Below are 17,228 nucleotides of genomic sequence, written 5' to 3'. Positions count from 1 at the left end.
ATAAATATTCGCTAATTTCACTACTCCCCTCAAAAGATTTGAGTTACTTATCCTTAAATCAACAACACATAATTCTCCCCTATACCCCGTTATACAATGATACAGAGCTAATCTAATTCATATCGCATCCATACATTAGGTTCGATATATTCGCCTTTATCCATTGCTAAATCTATCTGAATAGGATTAAGCAATACAGGTAAGATGTATTGACCAGAGCTTCTGAACTTCATATTAGTCCACTCTTCCCACTCGGCGATACTTCCTTCAACAACCATAGAACGCTGACAAATCTTCACGATATGAGCTCCTCCTTTTATATGTGTACGTATCCATGCATCATAAGGCAAACCTTCTTCATTCTCCCATTGGATATAATCATCCATTGAAATCAAAGGGAAGTTTGTCTTTAAATTAGGTCTAATGGGTAGTATAAAAGCATTCATCTCTGTAGACAAAGCAATGCTTTTCATATATTGAATTAGTTGATGACTAATGCCTTTACCTTGATAATTCTTATTGAGTCCAATCTGTAATGCGCAAAGTGTATTTGGGGTTAATCCTTTCTCATGATCTTTAACAGCTTTTTTTAAAGCCCAATCCCATCCTCCTTCAGGTAAGTCAGCTAACTCTTCTGCGGTAAGATGAAGTGGAATACAATTTCCATTACCTACAACTACATTTCCCTCTAAAAGATAAAACTGATAATCAGCGAACAGCTCATATATGCTATCCCAATATGTTAGATTCACGTTATCAGCTAATACATAAGCAGGCCAAACATTAAACTGATCTACTTGATGATTGTAGTCTATACTCTGCTCTTCTGTCAAAGCTTTAGCTGTGGAAAAAATATAGGAAGTAATCTGTGTCATAATTCATTATTTAATTGACTGCAAGTAACAAATTTACTCTTTATGATTCTTTCATTTAAACGTAAACTGACATAAAATACTGCTCAAACGCCTACCTAGAAACAGAACAACTTCTAGTAAACATAGATATCAATGATTTTAAAAAGTATTTATATTACCATAATAGTATAATGATTACATTTCTATCGCATAGTGGTTGCATAAAAAACCATCAAAAATATGCGAGCAGTATGCCATCACTATGCGATAACTATGCGACCACTGCCTATTTTTTCACAATTATCTTTTCAATAATTTCTTTGTTTTTTTAAGTTAAAGATATTTATTACACCTAATTTACTTATCAAAACAAGCAAACTCACATAATATCTACATAATTTTTGAATTAACTATAAATACTCTCTTAAGATTATAATGGAACGTATTAGTATAGATTTATAGCCTTTAAAATAAATATTCGCTTTTTTATTGCACATATCATTATTTTACTAACTTTGTATTTCAAAGTACTTTTACTATGACAAATAAAGCTATTGAAGATTTAAATCAAATCAAGTCTATAATGGAGCGCTCTACTAAGTTTTTAAGCCTTAGTGGTTGGAGTGGTATATGGGTAGGTCTATGCGGACTTCTTGCGGCAAGTGTTTTATACTATTGGCAGACAAGTTCTACGTACTCTTATGAAAATCTAACACTAGAAGATCCGTACCAAACTGCTTATACTGCAGAAATGCTACTAGTGCTAGCTATCGCTACCTTTGTCATTGCTGTGGTAGGTGGGTTTTACTTTACAATACGCAAAACACGCAAACAAGGTAAATCATTTTTAAATCAAGTTACTAAGCGATTATTAGTACGCTTCTCTATTCCATTAATAATAGCAGGAATTCTATGCTTAATATTGTATAAGTATCATTTACTACAACTTGCTTTACCTACTACATTATTATTCTATGGGTTAGCATTATTTAGTGTGCAAGAAGACACTGTGAAAGAAGTAAAAACAATCGCTGCACTAGAAATAGTCCTAGGTTTACTAGCGTTCTATTTCTTAGATTACACACTTTTACTATGGGCAATAGGGTTCGGTTTAGTACATTTGCTTTACGGAATTATTTTATGGAATAAGTACGATAAATAAATTATAACAGATATATGAAATTCGATTTAGAAAAATTAAACAAAGTCTTTGACAATCGTATCCGTGTCGGTATTATGAGTGGATTAATGGTCAATGATTCTCTATCGTTTAAAGATCTAAAAGAATATCTGGACCTAACAGATGGAAACCTTGCCTCTCATTTAAAGAATCTAGAAGAAAATGATTATATAACTGTTACAAAAGGATTTGTTGGTAGAAAAACAAATACTACTTATACTGTAACTGAAGAAGGTAAGTTTGCCTTTAAACAACACCTAGCCTATTTAGAAAATTTAATTAAAAAGCTTAAATAATTTTTTTACCCATTAACTTTGAAAAACAAAGTACTTTTAACTTTAAGAATATGAAAAAAGAAAATTACAAACCAATGATCAAAGGAGTTATAATCAGTGTATTATCTCTTATGTTACTTATCACACTACCTTTTATCAGTAGTCTAATCTCTGAACGTGAAAATTTTCAGAGTGAAGTAACAACTGAAGTAACCTCTAAATGGGGACAAAAACAAACCATATATGGGCCTTTTGTCCTAGTAGAATACTATACTAATCATCTTACTGAAGATGGAAAAGTAATGAAACAATTAAATAGTTATTTACAAACTCCAATCAAACAAGACTTTACAGGTGATATAAAAACACAAATTAAGAAAAGAAGCTTATATGAAGTAGCACTTTATAACACTAACTTAAATGTAAAAGCTAGCTTCCCTACTCTAGATGAATTAGCGTCTAAGTTAAATCTAGCAGATAAGGAAGCATTTACAAATGCAAAGATTGTCTTCTCTGTATCAGACAGTAAAGGTTTCACTCAAGAGATTCTTATCAATAAAAATCCACAACAATACTTTGAGCAGGATAGATCTTTAAGAATCAATTCTCGTATTGCTTTTTTAAGTTACGATATCAATAAAGAGGATATAGATCTGAGTAATATTAATTTCCCTATTCAGTTAAAGGGGTCTACAGAAATTAACTTTCTAGCTACTGCTAAACAGACTAATGTCAATGTCTCTTCTGACTATAAGGATATCAAATATATTGGAAATTATCTACCTGATAACGATGAAAAACAAAGCGTAAACGAGCAGTCAAAATGGACAATTTTTCAATCTATACCTGTCAGTTCAGATCTAAATACAATCCCTCAATTGACAGATTATAGTTTTGGAATGAAATTTATACAAATCAATGACTTTTATAGTAAGGTAAACCGAGCTACTAAATATGCTTTACTATTTATAGGTTTAACCTTCGCTACATTCTTTTTTATGGAGAATATAAAAAACCTAAGTATCAACATCTTACACTACACGCTAGTAGGATTAGCTCTATGTATCAACTTCGTCTTACTCTTATCTTTTGCAGAATACACAGGCTTTAGTATAGCGTATATTATTTCAGCATCGGCAACTATAATTTTGATTACATCATTTATCTATGGGCTGAGTAAAAACAAACGTATTGCAGCAACTATCTTTGGATTATTATTTGCTTTATACACGTTTTTATTTTTCTTATTGCAACTCAAAGAAGCTGCTCTTATAGTTGGTAGTATTGGTCTATTCACCATCATCGCCATACTGATGTATTTTTCTAAAAGAATAACCTTCTCTACAGAAGAAGAATAAATGAAAAAAGGACGCTTTTTAGCGTCCTTTTTTCATTTATATTACGATTCTATTCTAACCTTCTGCTGATTCTTTTAAATCAATAACAAATGATATACTTGTTCCCTTGCCCTCTGCACTTAAAATATTAATCTTACTCTCCATAAACTCAACTCTTCCCTTAATATTATTAAACCCTATTCCTTTTTTTACAATATTAACATCAAACCCAACTCCATTATCAATAATCGACACTTTAAAACTTGTATCAGTATAATTCTCAAAAACCACATCACACCTAGTAGCTTGAGCATGTTTATGAACATTTTGCAAACATTCTTGTACTATCCTATAAATATGTACCTTATAGTTGTTGTTTAAATATTTAAAGTTGATTCCTTGATCCAAACTTAAACTAAACACAATTGATTCGTTTCTGTTTTGAATTGAAACTAAGTCTTCTAACAATTTAGAAAACTCATTTACCTTGAAATCCTCATCATTAGCTAAAGCATGGGATACCCCTCTGATATACTGTTCCACTTGTTTCACTTCATTTATTAAAGAATCTCTATGCTCATCAACAGACTCTTTATTCACTTGCATTAATAAAAATCTAGTGACAAATAGTCTATTTAAAACCCCATCGTGTAATTCTTTAGCTATTTCCTTACGTTCTAAATTACGTGCTTCTGCTAGCTCACTGTTTACATTAATAATGGAATCATAATATTTTTCAGTATCTTTTTGGAACAATTTTACTAAAGATACTTCCTTTGCTTTTTGTCTAAATAGAATGATAAAAAAGATAGTTATAGCTAATACTAATAAAGCACTAGCTACCATCGTAATCATACTTTTTTGATTCTGTAATTGCGCATTTGCTCGTTCTAACGAATCTGCTTCAAAACTAAGTCTTGCAAAAGTATTCTTGATCACATTATTCTCATCAAGTATCAGTTTATTCAACTCCTCGTATCTCACAAAATTGGCATTATATTGCTCTTTTTTGTACTTTAATAGAACAGTAAGTGTTTCTTTTTCTAATCCTAGATTATTGTTTTGATGAGCATATTCTAATACTTCGTTTACAAGTTGATTTCCTTGTTCTTCTTTTTTAATCAGATAAAAATACTCTGCTAAAAGAATTTTATACGAATTATAATCCTGGAGGTTCTTATTCTTCAATTGTATATCAATTGCTTTAACAAGATTCTTTTCTACATCATCATACTCCTTACTCTTAATATCAGCTTGAGTTAAGTTATATAACAAATGTGCTAACATCATCTCATCATATATGGTACTTTCATTGATATATTCATCAATTACATGATGGATTAAATCTTGGGCTTTTTTATACTCGCTTTGCTTTATATAAACCTCTGCTATATTATAGTAAATCGTAATTTTGTTCAAACGAACTGCATCAGGTAAAAAAAACTGAGTAATTTCAGGATTCTCTAGCAGTTCTAAAGACAAGTTCAATTGTTTTAAAGCCTCAGGTAAGTGTTCTAAACCTACTAAAGCATTAGCCATGATAACAGATTCAGAATACTTAATACGAGCATCTTTATGCTCTTTATTAATACTCATCGCTTTAAGAATCTGAGACTGTCCTTCCGAAAAAATTTTATTATTTAAAAGTACGATTGCTTTATGAGAATAAACCTCTTGTAAGTTTATAGAATCGTGAATAGATTTAAATAAGAATTCAGCCTTAGTATAGTTATAATAAGTACTATCAATCTGAAAATTTTGAGCATACCTTTTTCCTCGTAAAAAAAACGCATGAGCTTCATTCTTCTTATCCTCTTCTTTTCTAGATCTCTGAAAGAGCTCTTCTATATACCTCTTATCTGCATTCGTTAATAGTATATATTTTCTTAGCACATCTCTGCTCTGCTCAGTATTTCTTAGATTTAGTATAACACTACCTAAAGAGTCTGCAGCTGCTTTATCTTTATCAGTAGGATTGAATCTATTATAACTTTTGATAAATGTATTTATATCCTTTAAAACAGACTCGTCATTATACGTTTGAGTCTGTTTACAATTCGTCATTGAAAAACAAAGAAACAGGATAGCACAGTACAAGACGTTTACTTTAGACACAAGCAACAAAATATATTAAAAAATCAAACAAATATATATAACAATTAATAGCTAATTAACTAAAAATAAAAACTATCTAATTCTCTAGTAATTATCAAATACATAATAAAATATTCAAAAAAAGTACGACGTATCTCTTAAGTTCTATAACTTTCTAGAAAAAAATTATAAAGAACACTTTTGTACCTTTCTGTTTCTTACTAATAATAAATAGTTTTCCTTCTATAATTCCAATTCTTCTCTTAACATTTGACAAGCCATTACCTTTTTTTACTAATCGACTTTCAAACCCCTCTCCGTTATCAATAATTGATATCTCAAAACTTACTGGTGTTTTTGATTTAATATAAACTACACACTTACTTGCATTTGAATGCAAAACTACATTTAATAATACCTCTTGTATAGATCGATAAATATTAATCCGTTTTCTATGATCAAGAGCTTCTAAATCTAATTTTGAATCTATCTCAATACTAAAATCTATATCCGACCGCCTATTCTGCACTATAATCAGTTCAATTATCAATTGCTTAAAATCTTGTACCTTAGCACTATCTTCATTAACAAGACTATGAGATACATTTCGTATATAACTCTCTACTTCTAAAATTTCATTTACCAAAATATCTTTATGAATCTTAATCTCCTCTTTCTGCAATTGCGCTAAAGTAAAACGAGTCGCAAATAGTCTATTAATAACCTTATCATTTAATTCTTTCGCAATAACGGTACGTTCTCCATCCTTCGCTAAAGTTAAATACTTTTGAACATTAATAACTGAATTATAATAATGCTCAGTATCCCTTTGAAACATCTTAATCAATCCTACTTTTCTGATTTTTAGATGATACAGATAAAGAAAAAAGCCAATACTTATAATAACTAACAAGCTAATAGAAATTATGCTTAATAACTTATTTCTTTCTAATAAAGCTTTATTCAATTCACTTAAAGAGTCTGCTTCTTGTTTTATTTTCATAAAACTATTCTTAACCAAACCTTCTTCACCTTTATACATCTTACTAATCCTAAGGTGTTCAAGAAAAAAGATATCAGACCTTTCTAAATCATAAGATATTAAGAGTTCTAGAGCTTTTAACTGACTCTCAAAATCCCCAACATTACGTACCTCTCCTAACACGCGCTCTATTAAGGGGAGAGCTAATTTACTTTGTTGAGTTAAAAAATAATATTCTGCTAGTACTAATTCAGCTCTATGAACAATTACTCTATTCTTATTCTTTCTACCAATATCAACACTATGGTCTATTAAAGCAGTTACTCCTTTATAATCATTTGTTTTTAACTTTACAAAAGCGAGGCTAATTGCTAAATATGCATAATACCTTTCACTAGTGATATCTGTAAAATTTATATACTCACCTATACCTTCTAACAATAGATTTTTAGCTTCAAGATACCTTTTTTGTTTTATGTACACCTTAGCTACATTATCTACTAAATATGTTTTACTTAGGTTAATATATGCTTCAGACTCCTCTAATATAGTAGTCTTATCTAGAAGTAGATTAAATGCTTGTTCATAAAAGTGTAATGCATCATCATACATTCCTAATCCGCTAAATACATCACCTATTGTAAAATATTGTTGATACCTACTTTTACTAGATGTTGCTTTAGTATTATAACTAATAGATTGTAAAATCAGCTTTTCTGCATCAGAATAGACTCCATTCTTATTCAAAACATGTGCTTTTATATAATAAATATAACTTATGTTTAAAGAGTCAGTTTTTTCTAAATACAGTTTTTCTGCTTTATTAAAGTAATAATAAGCACTATCAAATAATTGAGTACTCAAGTAATGTTGTCCTGTTAATAAATAAGCTTGTGCTATATTTATACTATCATTATCTTCTACAGCATAATCGTATAATTGATCACAATACTGTTTATTAGCCTTAGTCGTAGCTATATATTCTCTTATTAATTCTCTATTGCTAGATGAATTAGGCAGTAATAGAATAAGTTTTCCTATAGAATCTGCTTTTTTTAACATTAACGAATCTACAGCATTTGGATTATATACATTTAGATAATCTTTTATAGTCTTATGTAATAGATCATTCTTCTTTACACCATCACAGTTAGTCATAAAAAACACTAATATCCAACAAGAAAAAATCAGATAAAGAGATTTAGACATATTATGTAAAAAAATGTATATCAAATATTTATAATTAAAAAGTCATTATCTAACCAAGAGAAAAGCGTATGTAAATATAATAGTTAAATTCATCACAACACACACTATTTACATTTCTATACGAGATCTTTTCTCAATATATGGATTATAAATAGTCGTTATATAAAAAAGCCTCCTATTTAGGAGGCTTCTCATTAGTTATTATGTGGATATATTTTTAAAGTCTTACTAGTATTTTCTCTAGTTGTAGCTACCAATTCTGGATGTTCATTTAATTTCAATCCAAAAGTAGGAATCATTTCTTTAAACTTACTTTGCCATTCTGCAGATTTAAACTCTTCTTTAAAACATTGAGATAAAAGCTTTAACATAATTGGCGTTGCAGTTGATGCTCCAGGAGAAGCACCTAATAATGCAGCTATAGATCCGTCTGCAGCACTTACGACTTCCGTTCCAAACTGTAAGATACCTTTTCCATCTTTATCTTTTTTGATAACCTGAACACGTTGTCCTGCTTTTTCAAGTTTCCAATCTTCTTCTTTAGCATCTGGATAATATTCTCTCAATGCTGCATAACGAGATTTTGAAGACTGTAATACTTGCTCGATTAGATACTTAGTCAAATCCATATTACGAAGACCAGCACCTAACATTGGTCCAATATTATTAAGTTCTAATGACTTAATTAAGTCCCAGTATGATCCTTTCTTTAAGAATTTTGTTGAGAAACCAGCATAAGGACCGAAAAGTAATGAATGCTTACCATCAATAAATCTGGTATCTAAGTGAGGTACAGACATTGGTGGTGCACCTACAGATGCTTTTCCATATACCTTAGCCATGTGTTTCTTAACTACTTCAGGATTACGGCATACCAACCATTCTCCTCCAACAGGGAAACCTCCATAACCTTTACTTTCAGTTATATCAGCTTTTTGTAATAAAAGGATTGCTCCTCCTCCTGCTCCTACAAATACAAACTTAGATTTGATTACTTTCTTTTGTCCTTTACTATCAGTTGCAGACACTGTCCAATCAGAACCAGTTTTTTTAATATCTGTTACATCACAGTTAAAAGTCATATTAACTCCATCCTCATTCTTTAGATAGTCAAATAATTGACGAGTAAGATCTCCGAAGTTAACATCCGTTCCAAGATTCATATGTGTAGCAGCACATACTTCACTTTCCTTTCTGTTCTCCATAATCAATGGAGCCCATTCTTTTATTTTCTCTTTATTATCAGAGAATTCCATTCCTTGAAATAATGGATATTTTTGAAGTTCATTATAACGTTTTCTAAGATAGTTCACGTTATCTTCTCCCCATACAAAGCTCATATGAGGTACAGTATGGATAAAATTACTTGGATTTTTAAGGACTCCCTTATTTACCAAATAAGACCAAAATTGACGAGAAACTTCGAATTGCTCTACAATATTGATTGCCTTAGAAGCATCTATTGTACCGTCTGCTTTTTCAGGCGTATAATTTAATTCACAAAACGCAGAGTGTCCAGTTCCGGCATTATTCATTGCATCAGAACTTTCGGCAGCCGCACTGTCGAGACGCTCAATAACCTCAATTTTTAAGTTTGGTTTCAGCTCTTTCAGTAGGACCCCAAGAGTAGCACTCATAATACCTGCCCCTACCAAAACAACATCAGCCTCTGATTTTTGTATACTTGACATTATATCGGATTTATTTAATATGCAAAATTACTCTTTATTTAAGAGAAATAACCAACAACTTTTCTTAAATAAAGTAAAAAATGACTAACTTATTTTCTCATATAATCTTGAAGAATAATAGTTGCTGCTATTTCATCTATCAGCGCTTTATTCTGTCTTTGTTTTTTCTTGAGTCCACTATCAATCATTGTTTGAAAAGCCATCTTAGACGTAAATCTCTCGTCAATTCTCTCCACAATCATAGTTGGGAATAACGATTTAAACTTCTCAATAAAGCTATTTAACAAAGGGACTACTTCAGAAGGCTCATTATTTAATCGTTTTGGTTCTCCAATAATAACCTTCTCTACTTTCTCTTTAGAAAAATAATCTTTTAGAAATGGCAATAATTGCTCTGTATCAACTGTCGTTAATCCTGAAGCTATAATTTGTAATTCATCACTTACAGCTATACCTGTACGTTTTTTACCGAAATCGATAGAAAGCAATCTTGCCATTTTATATTGTATGTTTTTTTTAGTACTTAAATGTTCCGTATTCAGAAGTGATTGTCAATTGCTTCTCTTCTGATGCTTCTACTCTTCCTACTATCTGAGCTTTTACATTAAAAGATTCCGAGATAGCAATAATATCAGCTGCTACTTCTGGTCTTACATATAATTCCATACGATGCCCTGAGTTAAACACTTGGTACATCTCTCTCCAATCTGTATTAGATTGCTCTTGAATTAGCTTAAATAACGGTGGAACAGGGAACATATTATCTTTTATGATATGTAATTTATCCACGAAGTGAAGAATCTTAGTTTGTGCTCCTCCACTACAGTGAATCATTCCATGAATATCATCTGATTTATATTTATTCAATATTGATTTAATAATCGGAGCGTAGGTACGAGTAGGTGATAACACTAGCTTACCTGCATCAATAGGAGAACCTTCTACAGCATCAGTAAGATGTACTTTTCCTGAATAGACTAACTCTTCTGGTACCGATGAATCATAACTCTCTGGATATTTTGCAGCTAAAGAATGGTCAAAAACATCATGTCTAGCTGATGTTAATCCATTACTTCCCATACCTCCATTATACCCTTTTTCATAAGTAGCTTGTCCAAATGATTCTAAACCTACGATAACATCCCCTGCTTGGATATTAGCATTATCAATAACATCACTTCTCTTCATACGAGCAGTCACAGTAGAATCAACAATAATCGTACGAACTAAATCCCCTACATCAGCGGTCTCTCCTCCTGTAGAGTGAATAGTCACTCCAAAAGATTTTAGTTCATTAATTAATTCTTCTGTTCCATTAATAATAGCAGAAATAACTTCTCCTGGAACTAGATTTTTATTACGCCCTATAGTGCTAGAAAGCATAATATTATCTGTCGCTCCTACACATAATAAATCATCAATATTCATGATTAATGCATCTTGAGCAATTCCTTTCCATACAGAAATATCTCCTGTTTCTTTCCAGTACATATAAGCCAAAGAAGACTTTGTCCCCGCTCCATCAGCATGCATAATTAAACAGTAATCTTCATCTCCTGTTAAATGATCTGGTATAATCTTACAAAATGCCTTTGGGAATAATCCCTTATCAATGTTCTTAATTGCATTGTGAACGTCTTCTTTCTCAGCAGAAACCCCGCGTAGTGCGTATCTATTATTCGAACTCATAAATGTTGTGTTGTTTCTGCAAATTTAGCGCTAATGTTAATGTAAAGCAATCTTATTTTTGGTGAAGTTTTCTCTTTTTTTAGTTAAGATTACTACTTCTCAATTCTAAAAACAAAAAATCCACTCTCTAGGAGTGGATTTAATTTATATTTAAACTACAATCTGATTAGATTGTTTTCAATACTTCGATTAAAATATCAATATCTTCTTTTGTGTTTTCATGACCAAAAGAAAGTCTTAAGCTAGGCTTCTTCAAATCCTCTGCACATAAAAACTGAGATAATACATGTGAAGGCTTTTGACTTCCTGATTGACATGCACTTCCACGAGATACTGCAATTCCTTTCATATCTAATTGGAACAACATCATTGCTGCTTTCTCTTCTGATAACGGCAATAATACATTCAAGATATTATAGAACCCTACATTATTTCCATTAAAACATACTTCTGGGAATACTTCTACTAGTCTCTCTTTACAGTATTCTTTAATACTAGTAATATGCGCTCTTTCTTCATCTAGTAATTCATAAGCCATTTCTAGTGCTTTCGCCATACCTACCACTTGGTGTACACCTTCAGTACCAGCTCTTAGCCCTTTTTCTTGCTCTCCACCAAACATCACAGGTTTTAGCACGTTTTTCTTACGGATAAAAGCAAAACCAATTCCTTTTGGTCCATGAAATTTATGAGCACTAGCCACAATAAAATCTATTGGTGTTTCTGCTAGATCTATTTTAGTTTTACCGATAGACTGTACAGTATCACAATGAAATAAAGCATGATTCGCTTCACATAATGTAGCTACTCGCTTCAAGTCTAATTCTGTACCCACCTCATTATTAACATGCATTAAACTCACTAATGTAAGCTTAGATTCATCTTTTAATAATTCTTCTAATTGCTTATAATCAATTTCACTAGTAGGTTGAATATCTAAAAACACTATTTCTATACCAAATTCTGCACCTAGTTGCTTCACAGTATTTAAGACAGCATGATGCTCTAATTTAGAAGTAATTATTCTCTTAACTCCTAAGTCACGTACTGCAGAGCGTAGAATCCAGTTATTACCTTCTGTTCCACAAGAAGTAAAGATAATCTCAGAAGAAGTAGCATTAAATTGTTTTGCTATTACTTTTCTTGCATTTTCTACTAACGACTTTGCATGTCTTCCGATAGCATATGTTGAAGAAGGATTACCATAATCATTTCTAAGTACATTAACCATTTCTTCGATTACTTCTGGACGTACAGATGTTGTCGCAGCATTATCAAGATAAACGTGTTTCATTTTATTTGTGTTGGTAAAATTATTGTTATACTCTTTGAATAGAGTTGTTTTGTCATGTCTTTAATTGTCACGTATTCGCAAATGTAATAAAACTCGTATTATTAGCGCAAATCAAATTACAACTTTTCAAGACTTTTACGAAATTAACGAATTCTTTCTTCGTTATTCTCATATTGATCTTCTGTAATAATATCACTATACAAACAAGTATAAATTCACACTCCTTATCTTATTTACTTTATCTCATTTATATACATTTAATCCAAGATGTATAAATTGTAAAGTCTTTTTTCAGATAAAAACTAATCAATATTATCAATATCTATTTGTTGTTTTGATAATACTCGTTTCGCTACTAAACCAAAGGCTAATAAATAAGCAAAACATAGTAAACTCACTATATAAGATTGGTGAATACCTAATATATCTGCTACCTTTCCTTGAATCGGAGGAATAATACCTCCTCCCAATATCATCATGATTAAAAGAGAAGATCCCTGAGCTGTATACTTACCTAATCCTATAATAGCAATATTAAAAATAGCTGGCCATAATACACTACAAGCTAAACCGCCTGCTAAGAAAGCATAAATAGCAACCATACCTGTACTAAACAATCCAACTAACATTGCCAACAATCCAAAAAGACTGAACAACATTAAGGTTCTAGCTGATTTATTCTTTGCCCAATATGTTAATACGATTTGTAAAACCACACATATTGAATAATAGTATAAAGGAGTGATATTATTACCTGCCAAATAATTAGCCCCAAGAACAGCGAAATAAGCTAAAAATGGTACAATGATCATCGCTAATAGTTGTTTCCCTTTAGTAAGGTTAAATACACTTACAGCACCTGCCCATCTTCCAATCATTAAACTTCCCCAATACATCGATATATAAGGAGTGATTTGAGACGATTGCAGATTACCGAACTCTTCTAACTTAAGCAGCTCACCTAGATTACTACCTATACTTACCTCTACTCCTACATAAGCAAAAATACCAAACATCCCAAGTAACAACTGTGGATATTGCATTGCACCCCATCCTTGTTTATTCTTTCTACTACTTCTAAAAGCAAACCCAATACTTCCACCTATTACTATTAAAGCAGCCGAAAGTAACATAATCCGTTTGTTATCTAAGCCTTCTTTAATCTCTACAATTTGAGTATCTAAAAACGCTATTGCTTTCTCTTTCTCTCCTTCCTGAGATACATCTACCTTCTTGTTTTCTAAAATCTCTTTTTCTTTAACCAATAGCTCTATAGGCTCATTAGCTGACTGACTATATGTACTAAATACTGGTACATAAATCATCATTAATAATACTGTCATTGTAACTAAAGTTCCTATCGCTTTCTTAGCTGGTTCCATAGGTTCAATACGCACACCATCAGGTATCTTTTTTGAGAATCGAAATAACATAGCTGCAATAACAAAAAGAGCTCCTACACCTGTATATAGAAGAGTCATACTAGACAGACTCAGGTGTTGTATTTGATCATCTGTAAGCGCCACTGTACTTCCAAATAAAGCAAACGCCATTAGCAATGGTCCTATAGTCCCTCCTAATGAATTAACTGCCCCTCCTAAACTTACTCTACTCGTTCCTGTCTTAGGGTCTCCAACAGAGATCACCAAAGGATTAGCAGCGATCTGTTGTAACGAGAAACCTAGAGCTACCACAAAAAGTCCTACTAATAACGCTGTATAAACATTAACATTGACAGCCCAGATCATTAATCCTGCTCCTACTGCCGAAAATAATAAACCAAATACTATAGATTTTTTATAACCATAACTCGTTACAAGATCCTTTCCTTTAACTGTGCTTAAAATAAACAATATCAAAGCACCTGAATAATACGCTGTATAAAAAGCAAAATCAATTAATTGAGATTGAAATTGATCCAGATGAAAATACGCTTTACAAAATGGAATAAAAATACTATTACCTGCTCCAAAAAATCCCCAAAAGAAGAAGACCGTTACTAATGTATACAGTGCTGGATAATTAGTTTTTATTGTCGAGTTACTCATATAAGTATGATGATTTATTACGATTAATTTAACACATCCAAATATAGACAAATACTATATTCCCCTAAAAAAGACATTCATTTTTTTTATTCTATCTTTAATGAGCATTATAAAACACTAAAACTCCCCCTTTAATTATCAAAAATATAATGTCTATAAATATAAAACATATAAATAAACATAATATACCAATGCAAACCGTTTTATAGAAAGAAAAAAACTATTTTTGCTGTAGATAATAATATATTCACTACAGATGAAAAAGTTTTTTACCCTTGCAGGTATATCTTTCATATTTTTACTTACCTCATGTGATGATGGTAATTTAGTATATAAAGACATTGACTTTAGTAAAGTAACTGCTGTACAAAGATGTACTACACCAGGAGCAGATAAAATCTTTTATAAGTTACAAAAAGATGAAGCACTTATACTAGTGATAGATGCTGATAATATTATGAGAGACGAGACTATCTCTAGAGCTAGAGTAGATATTAATGGAACTGATACTAGTCTAGACTATAGAAAATACACTGATAAAGTAGAAGGCAAATCTATCTGTAACCTTCCTCCGCCTGCCACACCTTCTGTTATCCAGAGTATAGCAGCATCACCTGGAGGAACTGTAATCATCGATAGAACTGTACAAGTTACTAATAACACTACAGCAGCAAATAACAGCGTGAACCTTATTTATCAATATACGTTTTCACTTTTAAATGTTAATTTTAATCAAGGGGATACAAATATTAAATATGACAATATGCCTTTTGGTTCTACCACTTATGCTAATAGGACTTTAGCTTTTAAATTTGATAATAATAACGGGAATGGATTAGACAACTTTAATTGTAATAACTCACTGTATAATCTAAAAGATAAAGAGGCTTTAATCTTAAATATTACAGAAGGAGACCTACCTACAGAACCTACGACTGAGAGTATTATAGAACTAAACGAAAAAAGAGTAGTAAGTCTAAAACAATATAGTCGTACAGGAATCAACCTAAATCAGGTATGTGAGTACCAAGGGGACATACCAGGATCAAATACCAATAACCCAAATAAATTAGAAGAATATTGGATCGCTTCTAAAGGGCAAATTGTTATCAAGTCAAGATGGACTGAACCTGCAGATGGTTCTGAGCCAAAGTTATTACACGAGATCTCATTAAGAAATCTAACATTCGTAAAGTCTAGTAACTCAGATAGAACGTTTGTAAAACCGGCACTAACTTTTGGTACAATTACAACAGAGAAAAAGTAATTTTTTAAAGCAATAATTAGATATAAAAGCCACTGTTAAAGCAGTGGCTTTTTTTATTATTATCAATAATATGTATTGTTTTTTATAAATCTTACAAAAGTAAAAGATTACTAATCTTACAAAAAATGGTACTAAACATCTATATAGAATTAACAAAAACTACAGCTATATAAAACCTCAAGAACTACAAAAACAGTGAAAACATAGCTTCTCAAAAAAGACTGTACATGAATCTCTGTTTTTATATCTCATCTATTATATGGCACTTTTTAACTTTTTTTGCCTTCAAAATTCAAAAATTGCTACAACAATAAAATTCAAAAATTTTAAATATCTTCCATTTTATTCAAAATAACACAACTATTACACAATTTAGCATACTGATATTGAGGCTTAGAAGTGTTTATATTCAAATTTTATTAGAATTTTAAAACAATTTTAGATAATACTAAACATTTTATATATTGCACTTGTAAACAAAACCCAAAAGGTCTTAAATAAAACAATAGTTCTTTATTCTTTCTATAATTTTTAAAAGTATCTAAAGATTAATATACTATTGTACTTTTCACTTTTTTAGTTTTGATATTTTCTACAATGAAGATTTTACAAGAAAGGGCTAAATAAATTATACTAACAAGTGTCACTCTGAAGATACCAGAATAAAAAATATAGATGAGAAATAAATTCACATTTACTGTTGCTTTAATTGCAATTAGCTTAGCGAGCTTTGCACAAGAAAGAACAAATACAATAGATAATCAATTCAATACTTTATTAAACGAATCAACGAATTGGCAAAAATCTAAAATTGTTGAAGTAGAAAAGATACACCAATTACAGAAGAATGTAAATGATTCTCTTACTAAGTTACACCTTACTATCGCTAACAATAAAGATGCCTCGTTAGAACATAAAGAGTCTGTAGAAAGCTTAGCTTCACAGCTAAAAATAACAAGAGATTCTCTTTCTACTTCATTGTCTTCTACTAAGAATATTGAAGTTTTAGGAATGTCTTCAGAGAAATCAACTTTCTTAACTATAATATGGTCGATTATAGGTATATTAATTATTGTATTAGGAGTAATATACTATCGCTTTAAAAGAAGCTTTTCTGAAATTAGAGAAGTCAATAGAAAATTAACTGAAACTGAAGAAGAGCTAGAAGAACTAAGAAAATCTTCACTAGAACGCGAACAAAGAATACGTCGTCAACTTCAAGATGAAATCAACAAAAACAAACCTGTTGAGAAAAAAGAATAAATATAAAAGGGAATCTAAACAATAGATTCCCTTTTATATTTAAAT

13 protein-coding genes are annotated in these 17,228 nt (G+C 30.9%); 5 read left to right on the top strand and 8 right to left on the bottom strand.

Going from position 1 to position 17,228, the window contains the following annotated elements; translation table 11 throughout:
• Nucleotides 1-107 precede the first annotated feature (107 nt).
• Nucleotides 108-875, bottom strand: a complete 768-nt coding sequence (locus tag MPR_RS07560; RefSeq protein WP_041891013.1) for a hypothetical protein — start codon at nucleotides 873-875, stop codon at nucleotides 108-110.
• Nucleotides 876-1,392: 517 nt separating this feature from the next.
• On the opposite strand from MPR_RS07560, the gene MPR_RS07555 reads away from it, so the two are divergent.
• The 3 genes from MPR_RS07555 to creD are packed head-to-tail and all read left to right on the top strand — an operon-like array spanning nucleotide 1,393 to nucleotide 3,667.
• The gene (locus tag MPR_RS07555) at nucleotides 1,393-2,016 is read left to right on the top strand and encodes a hypothetical protein (RefSeq protein WP_041891012.1); all 624 of its coding nucleotides are present in this window, start codon (nucleotides 1,393-1,395) and stop codon (nucleotides 2,014-2,016) included.
• Nucleotides 2,017-2,030: 14 nt separating this feature from the next.
• Complete coding sequence (locus tag MPR_RS07550) at nucleotides 2,031-2,330, top strand: winged helix-turn-helix domain-containing protein (protein WP_041891009.1); 300 nt, start codon at nucleotides 2,031-2,033, stop codon at nucleotides 2,328-2,330.
• A gap of 50 nt (nucleotides 2,331-2,380) precedes the next feature.
• Complete coding sequence (gene creD / locus MPR_RS07545) at nucleotides 2,381-3,667, top strand: cell envelope integrity protein CreD (RefSeq protein WP_041891007.1); 1,287 nt, start codon at nucleotides 2,381-2,383, stop codon at nucleotides 3,665-3,667.
• Between the two features lie 54 nt (nucleotides 3,668-3,721).
• Here creD and MPR_RS07540 read toward each other — a convergent pair whose 3' ends face one another.
• The 7 genes from MPR_RS07540 to MPR_RS07510 all read right to left on the bottom strand — a co-directional run bounded on the left by MPR_RS07540 (nucleotide 3,722) and on the right by MPR_RS07510 (nucleotide 14,653).
• Complete coding sequence (locus tag MPR_RS07540; protein ID WP_235280634.1) at nucleotides 3,722-5,710, bottom strand: sensor histidine kinase; 1,989 nt, start codon at nucleotides 5,708-5,710, stop codon at nucleotides 3,722-3,724.
• Nucleotides 5,711-5,915: 205 nt separating this feature from the next.
• Nucleotides 5,916-7,880, bottom strand: coding sequence for a tetratricopeptide repeat-containing sensor histidine kinase (locus tag MPR_RS07535; RefSeq protein WP_235280629.1), 1,965 nt, complete (start codon nucleotides 7,878-7,880; stop codon nucleotides 5,916-5,918).
• Nucleotides 7,881-8,125: 245 nt separating this feature from the next.
• Nucleotides 8,126-9,622, bottom strand: a complete 1,497-nt coding sequence (locus MPR_RS07530; protein WP_041890996.1) for a malate:quinone oxidoreductase — start codon at nucleotides 9,620-9,622, stop codon at nucleotides 8,126-8,128.
• An 89-nt stretch (nucleotides 9,623-9,711) separates the two neighbouring features.
• Nucleotides 9,712-10,119: a Holliday junction resolvase RuvX gene (gene ruvX, locus MPR_RS07525; RefSeq protein WP_041890994.1), complete on the bottom strand. Its 408-nt coding sequence runs from the start codon at nucleotides 10,117-10,119 to the stop codon at nucleotides 9,712-9,714.
• A 19-nt stretch (nucleotides 10,120-10,138) separates the two neighbouring features.
• Complete coding sequence (locus MPR_RS07520) at nucleotides 10,139-11,311, bottom strand: AIR synthase related protein (protein ID WP_041890991.1); 1,173 nt, start codon at nucleotides 11,309-11,311, stop codon at nucleotides 10,139-10,141.
• A 166-nt stretch (nucleotides 11,312-11,477) separates the two neighbouring features.
• Entirely contained in the window at nucleotides 11,478-12,605 is a 1,128-nt protein-coding gene (locus tag MPR_RS07515) for a cysteine desulfurase family protein (RefSeq protein ID WP_041890988.1), read from the bottom strand.
• Nucleotides 12,606-12,907: 302 nt separating this feature from the next.
• Nucleotides 12,908-14,653, bottom strand: coding sequence for an MFS transporter (locus MPR_RS07510; protein ID WP_041890985.1), 1,746 nt, complete (start codon nucleotides 14,651-14,653; stop codon nucleotides 12,908-12,910).
• Nucleotides 14,654-14,909: 256 nt separating this feature from the next.
• On the opposite strand from MPR_RS07510, the gene MPR_RS07505 reads away from it, so the two are divergent.
• Together MPR_RS07505 and MPR_RS07500 are read left to right on the top strand one after the other, a co-directional pair.
• Entirely contained in the window at nucleotides 14,910-15,920 is a 1,011-nt protein-coding gene (locus tag MPR_RS07505) for a hypothetical protein (protein ID WP_041890982.1), read from the top strand.
• A gap of 675 nt (nucleotides 15,921-16,595) precedes the next feature.
• A complete protein-coding gene (locus MPR_RS07500) occupies nucleotides 16,596-17,183 on the top strand; it encodes a hypothetical protein (RefSeq protein ID WP_041890979.1) in 588 nt (195 codons plus the stop codon).
• Nucleotides 17,184-17,228 lie beyond the last annotated feature (45 nt).

This window comes from Myroides profundi (assembly GCF_000833025.1).
GTDB classification, from domain to species: Bacteria; Bacteroidota; Bacteroidia; order Flavobacteriales; family Flavobacteriaceae; genus Flavobacterium; species Flavobacterium profundi_A.
This window is presented reverse-complemented; position numbering and strand designations above follow the sequence as displayed.

Excerpts from the sequence above, each read along its gene's own strand:
- MPR_RS07560 (WP_041891013.1), bottom strand. The coding sequence starts at position 875 with ATGACACAGATTACTTCCTATATTTTTTCCACAGCTAAAGCTTTGACA.
- MPR_RS07555 (WP_041891012.1), top strand. The coding sequence starts at position 1,393 with ATGACAAATAAAGCTATTGAAGATTTAAATCAAATCAAGTCTATAATG.
- MPR_RS07550 (WP_041891009.1), top strand. The coding sequence starts at position 2,031 with ATGAAATTCGATTTAGAAAAATTAAACAAAGTCTTTGACAATCGTATC.
- creD (WP_041891007.1), top strand. The coding sequence starts at position 2,381 with ATGAAAAAAGAAAATTACAAACCAATGATCAAAGGAGTTATAATCAGT.
- MPR_RS07540 (WP_235280634.1), bottom strand. The coding sequence starts at position 5,710 with ATGACGAATTGTAAACAGACTCAAACGTATAATGACGAGTCTGTTTTA.
- MPR_RS07535 (WP_235280629.1), bottom strand. The coding sequence starts at position 7,880 with ATGACTAACTGTGATGGTGTAAAGAAGAATGATCTATTACATAAGACT.
- MPR_RS07530 (WP_041890996.1), bottom strand. The coding sequence starts at position 9,622 with ATGTCAAGTATACAAAAATCAGAGGCTGATGTTGTTTTGGTAGGGGCA.
- ruvX (WP_041890994.1), bottom strand. The coding sequence starts at position 10,119 with ATGGCAAGATTGCTTTCTATCGATTTCGGTAAAAAACGTACAGGTATA.
- MPR_RS07520 (WP_041890991.1), bottom strand. The coding sequence starts at position 11,311 with ATGAGTTCGAATAATAGATACGCACTACGCGGGGTTTCTGCTGAGAAA.
- MPR_RS07515 (WP_041890988.1), bottom strand. The coding sequence starts at position 12,605 with ATGAAACACGTTTATCTTGATAATGCTGCGACAACATCTGTACGTCCA.
- MPR_RS07510 (WP_041890985.1), bottom strand. The coding sequence starts at position 14,653 with ATGAGTAACTCGACAATAAAAACTAATTATCCAGCACTGTATACATTA.
- MPR_RS07505 (WP_041890982.1), top strand. The coding sequence starts at position 14,910 with ATGAAAAAGTTTTTTACCCTTGCAGGTATATCTTTCATATTTTTACTT.
- MPR_RS07500 (WP_041890979.1), top strand. The coding sequence starts at position 16,596 with ATGAGAAATAAATTCACATTTACTGTTGCTTTAATTGCAATTAGCTTA.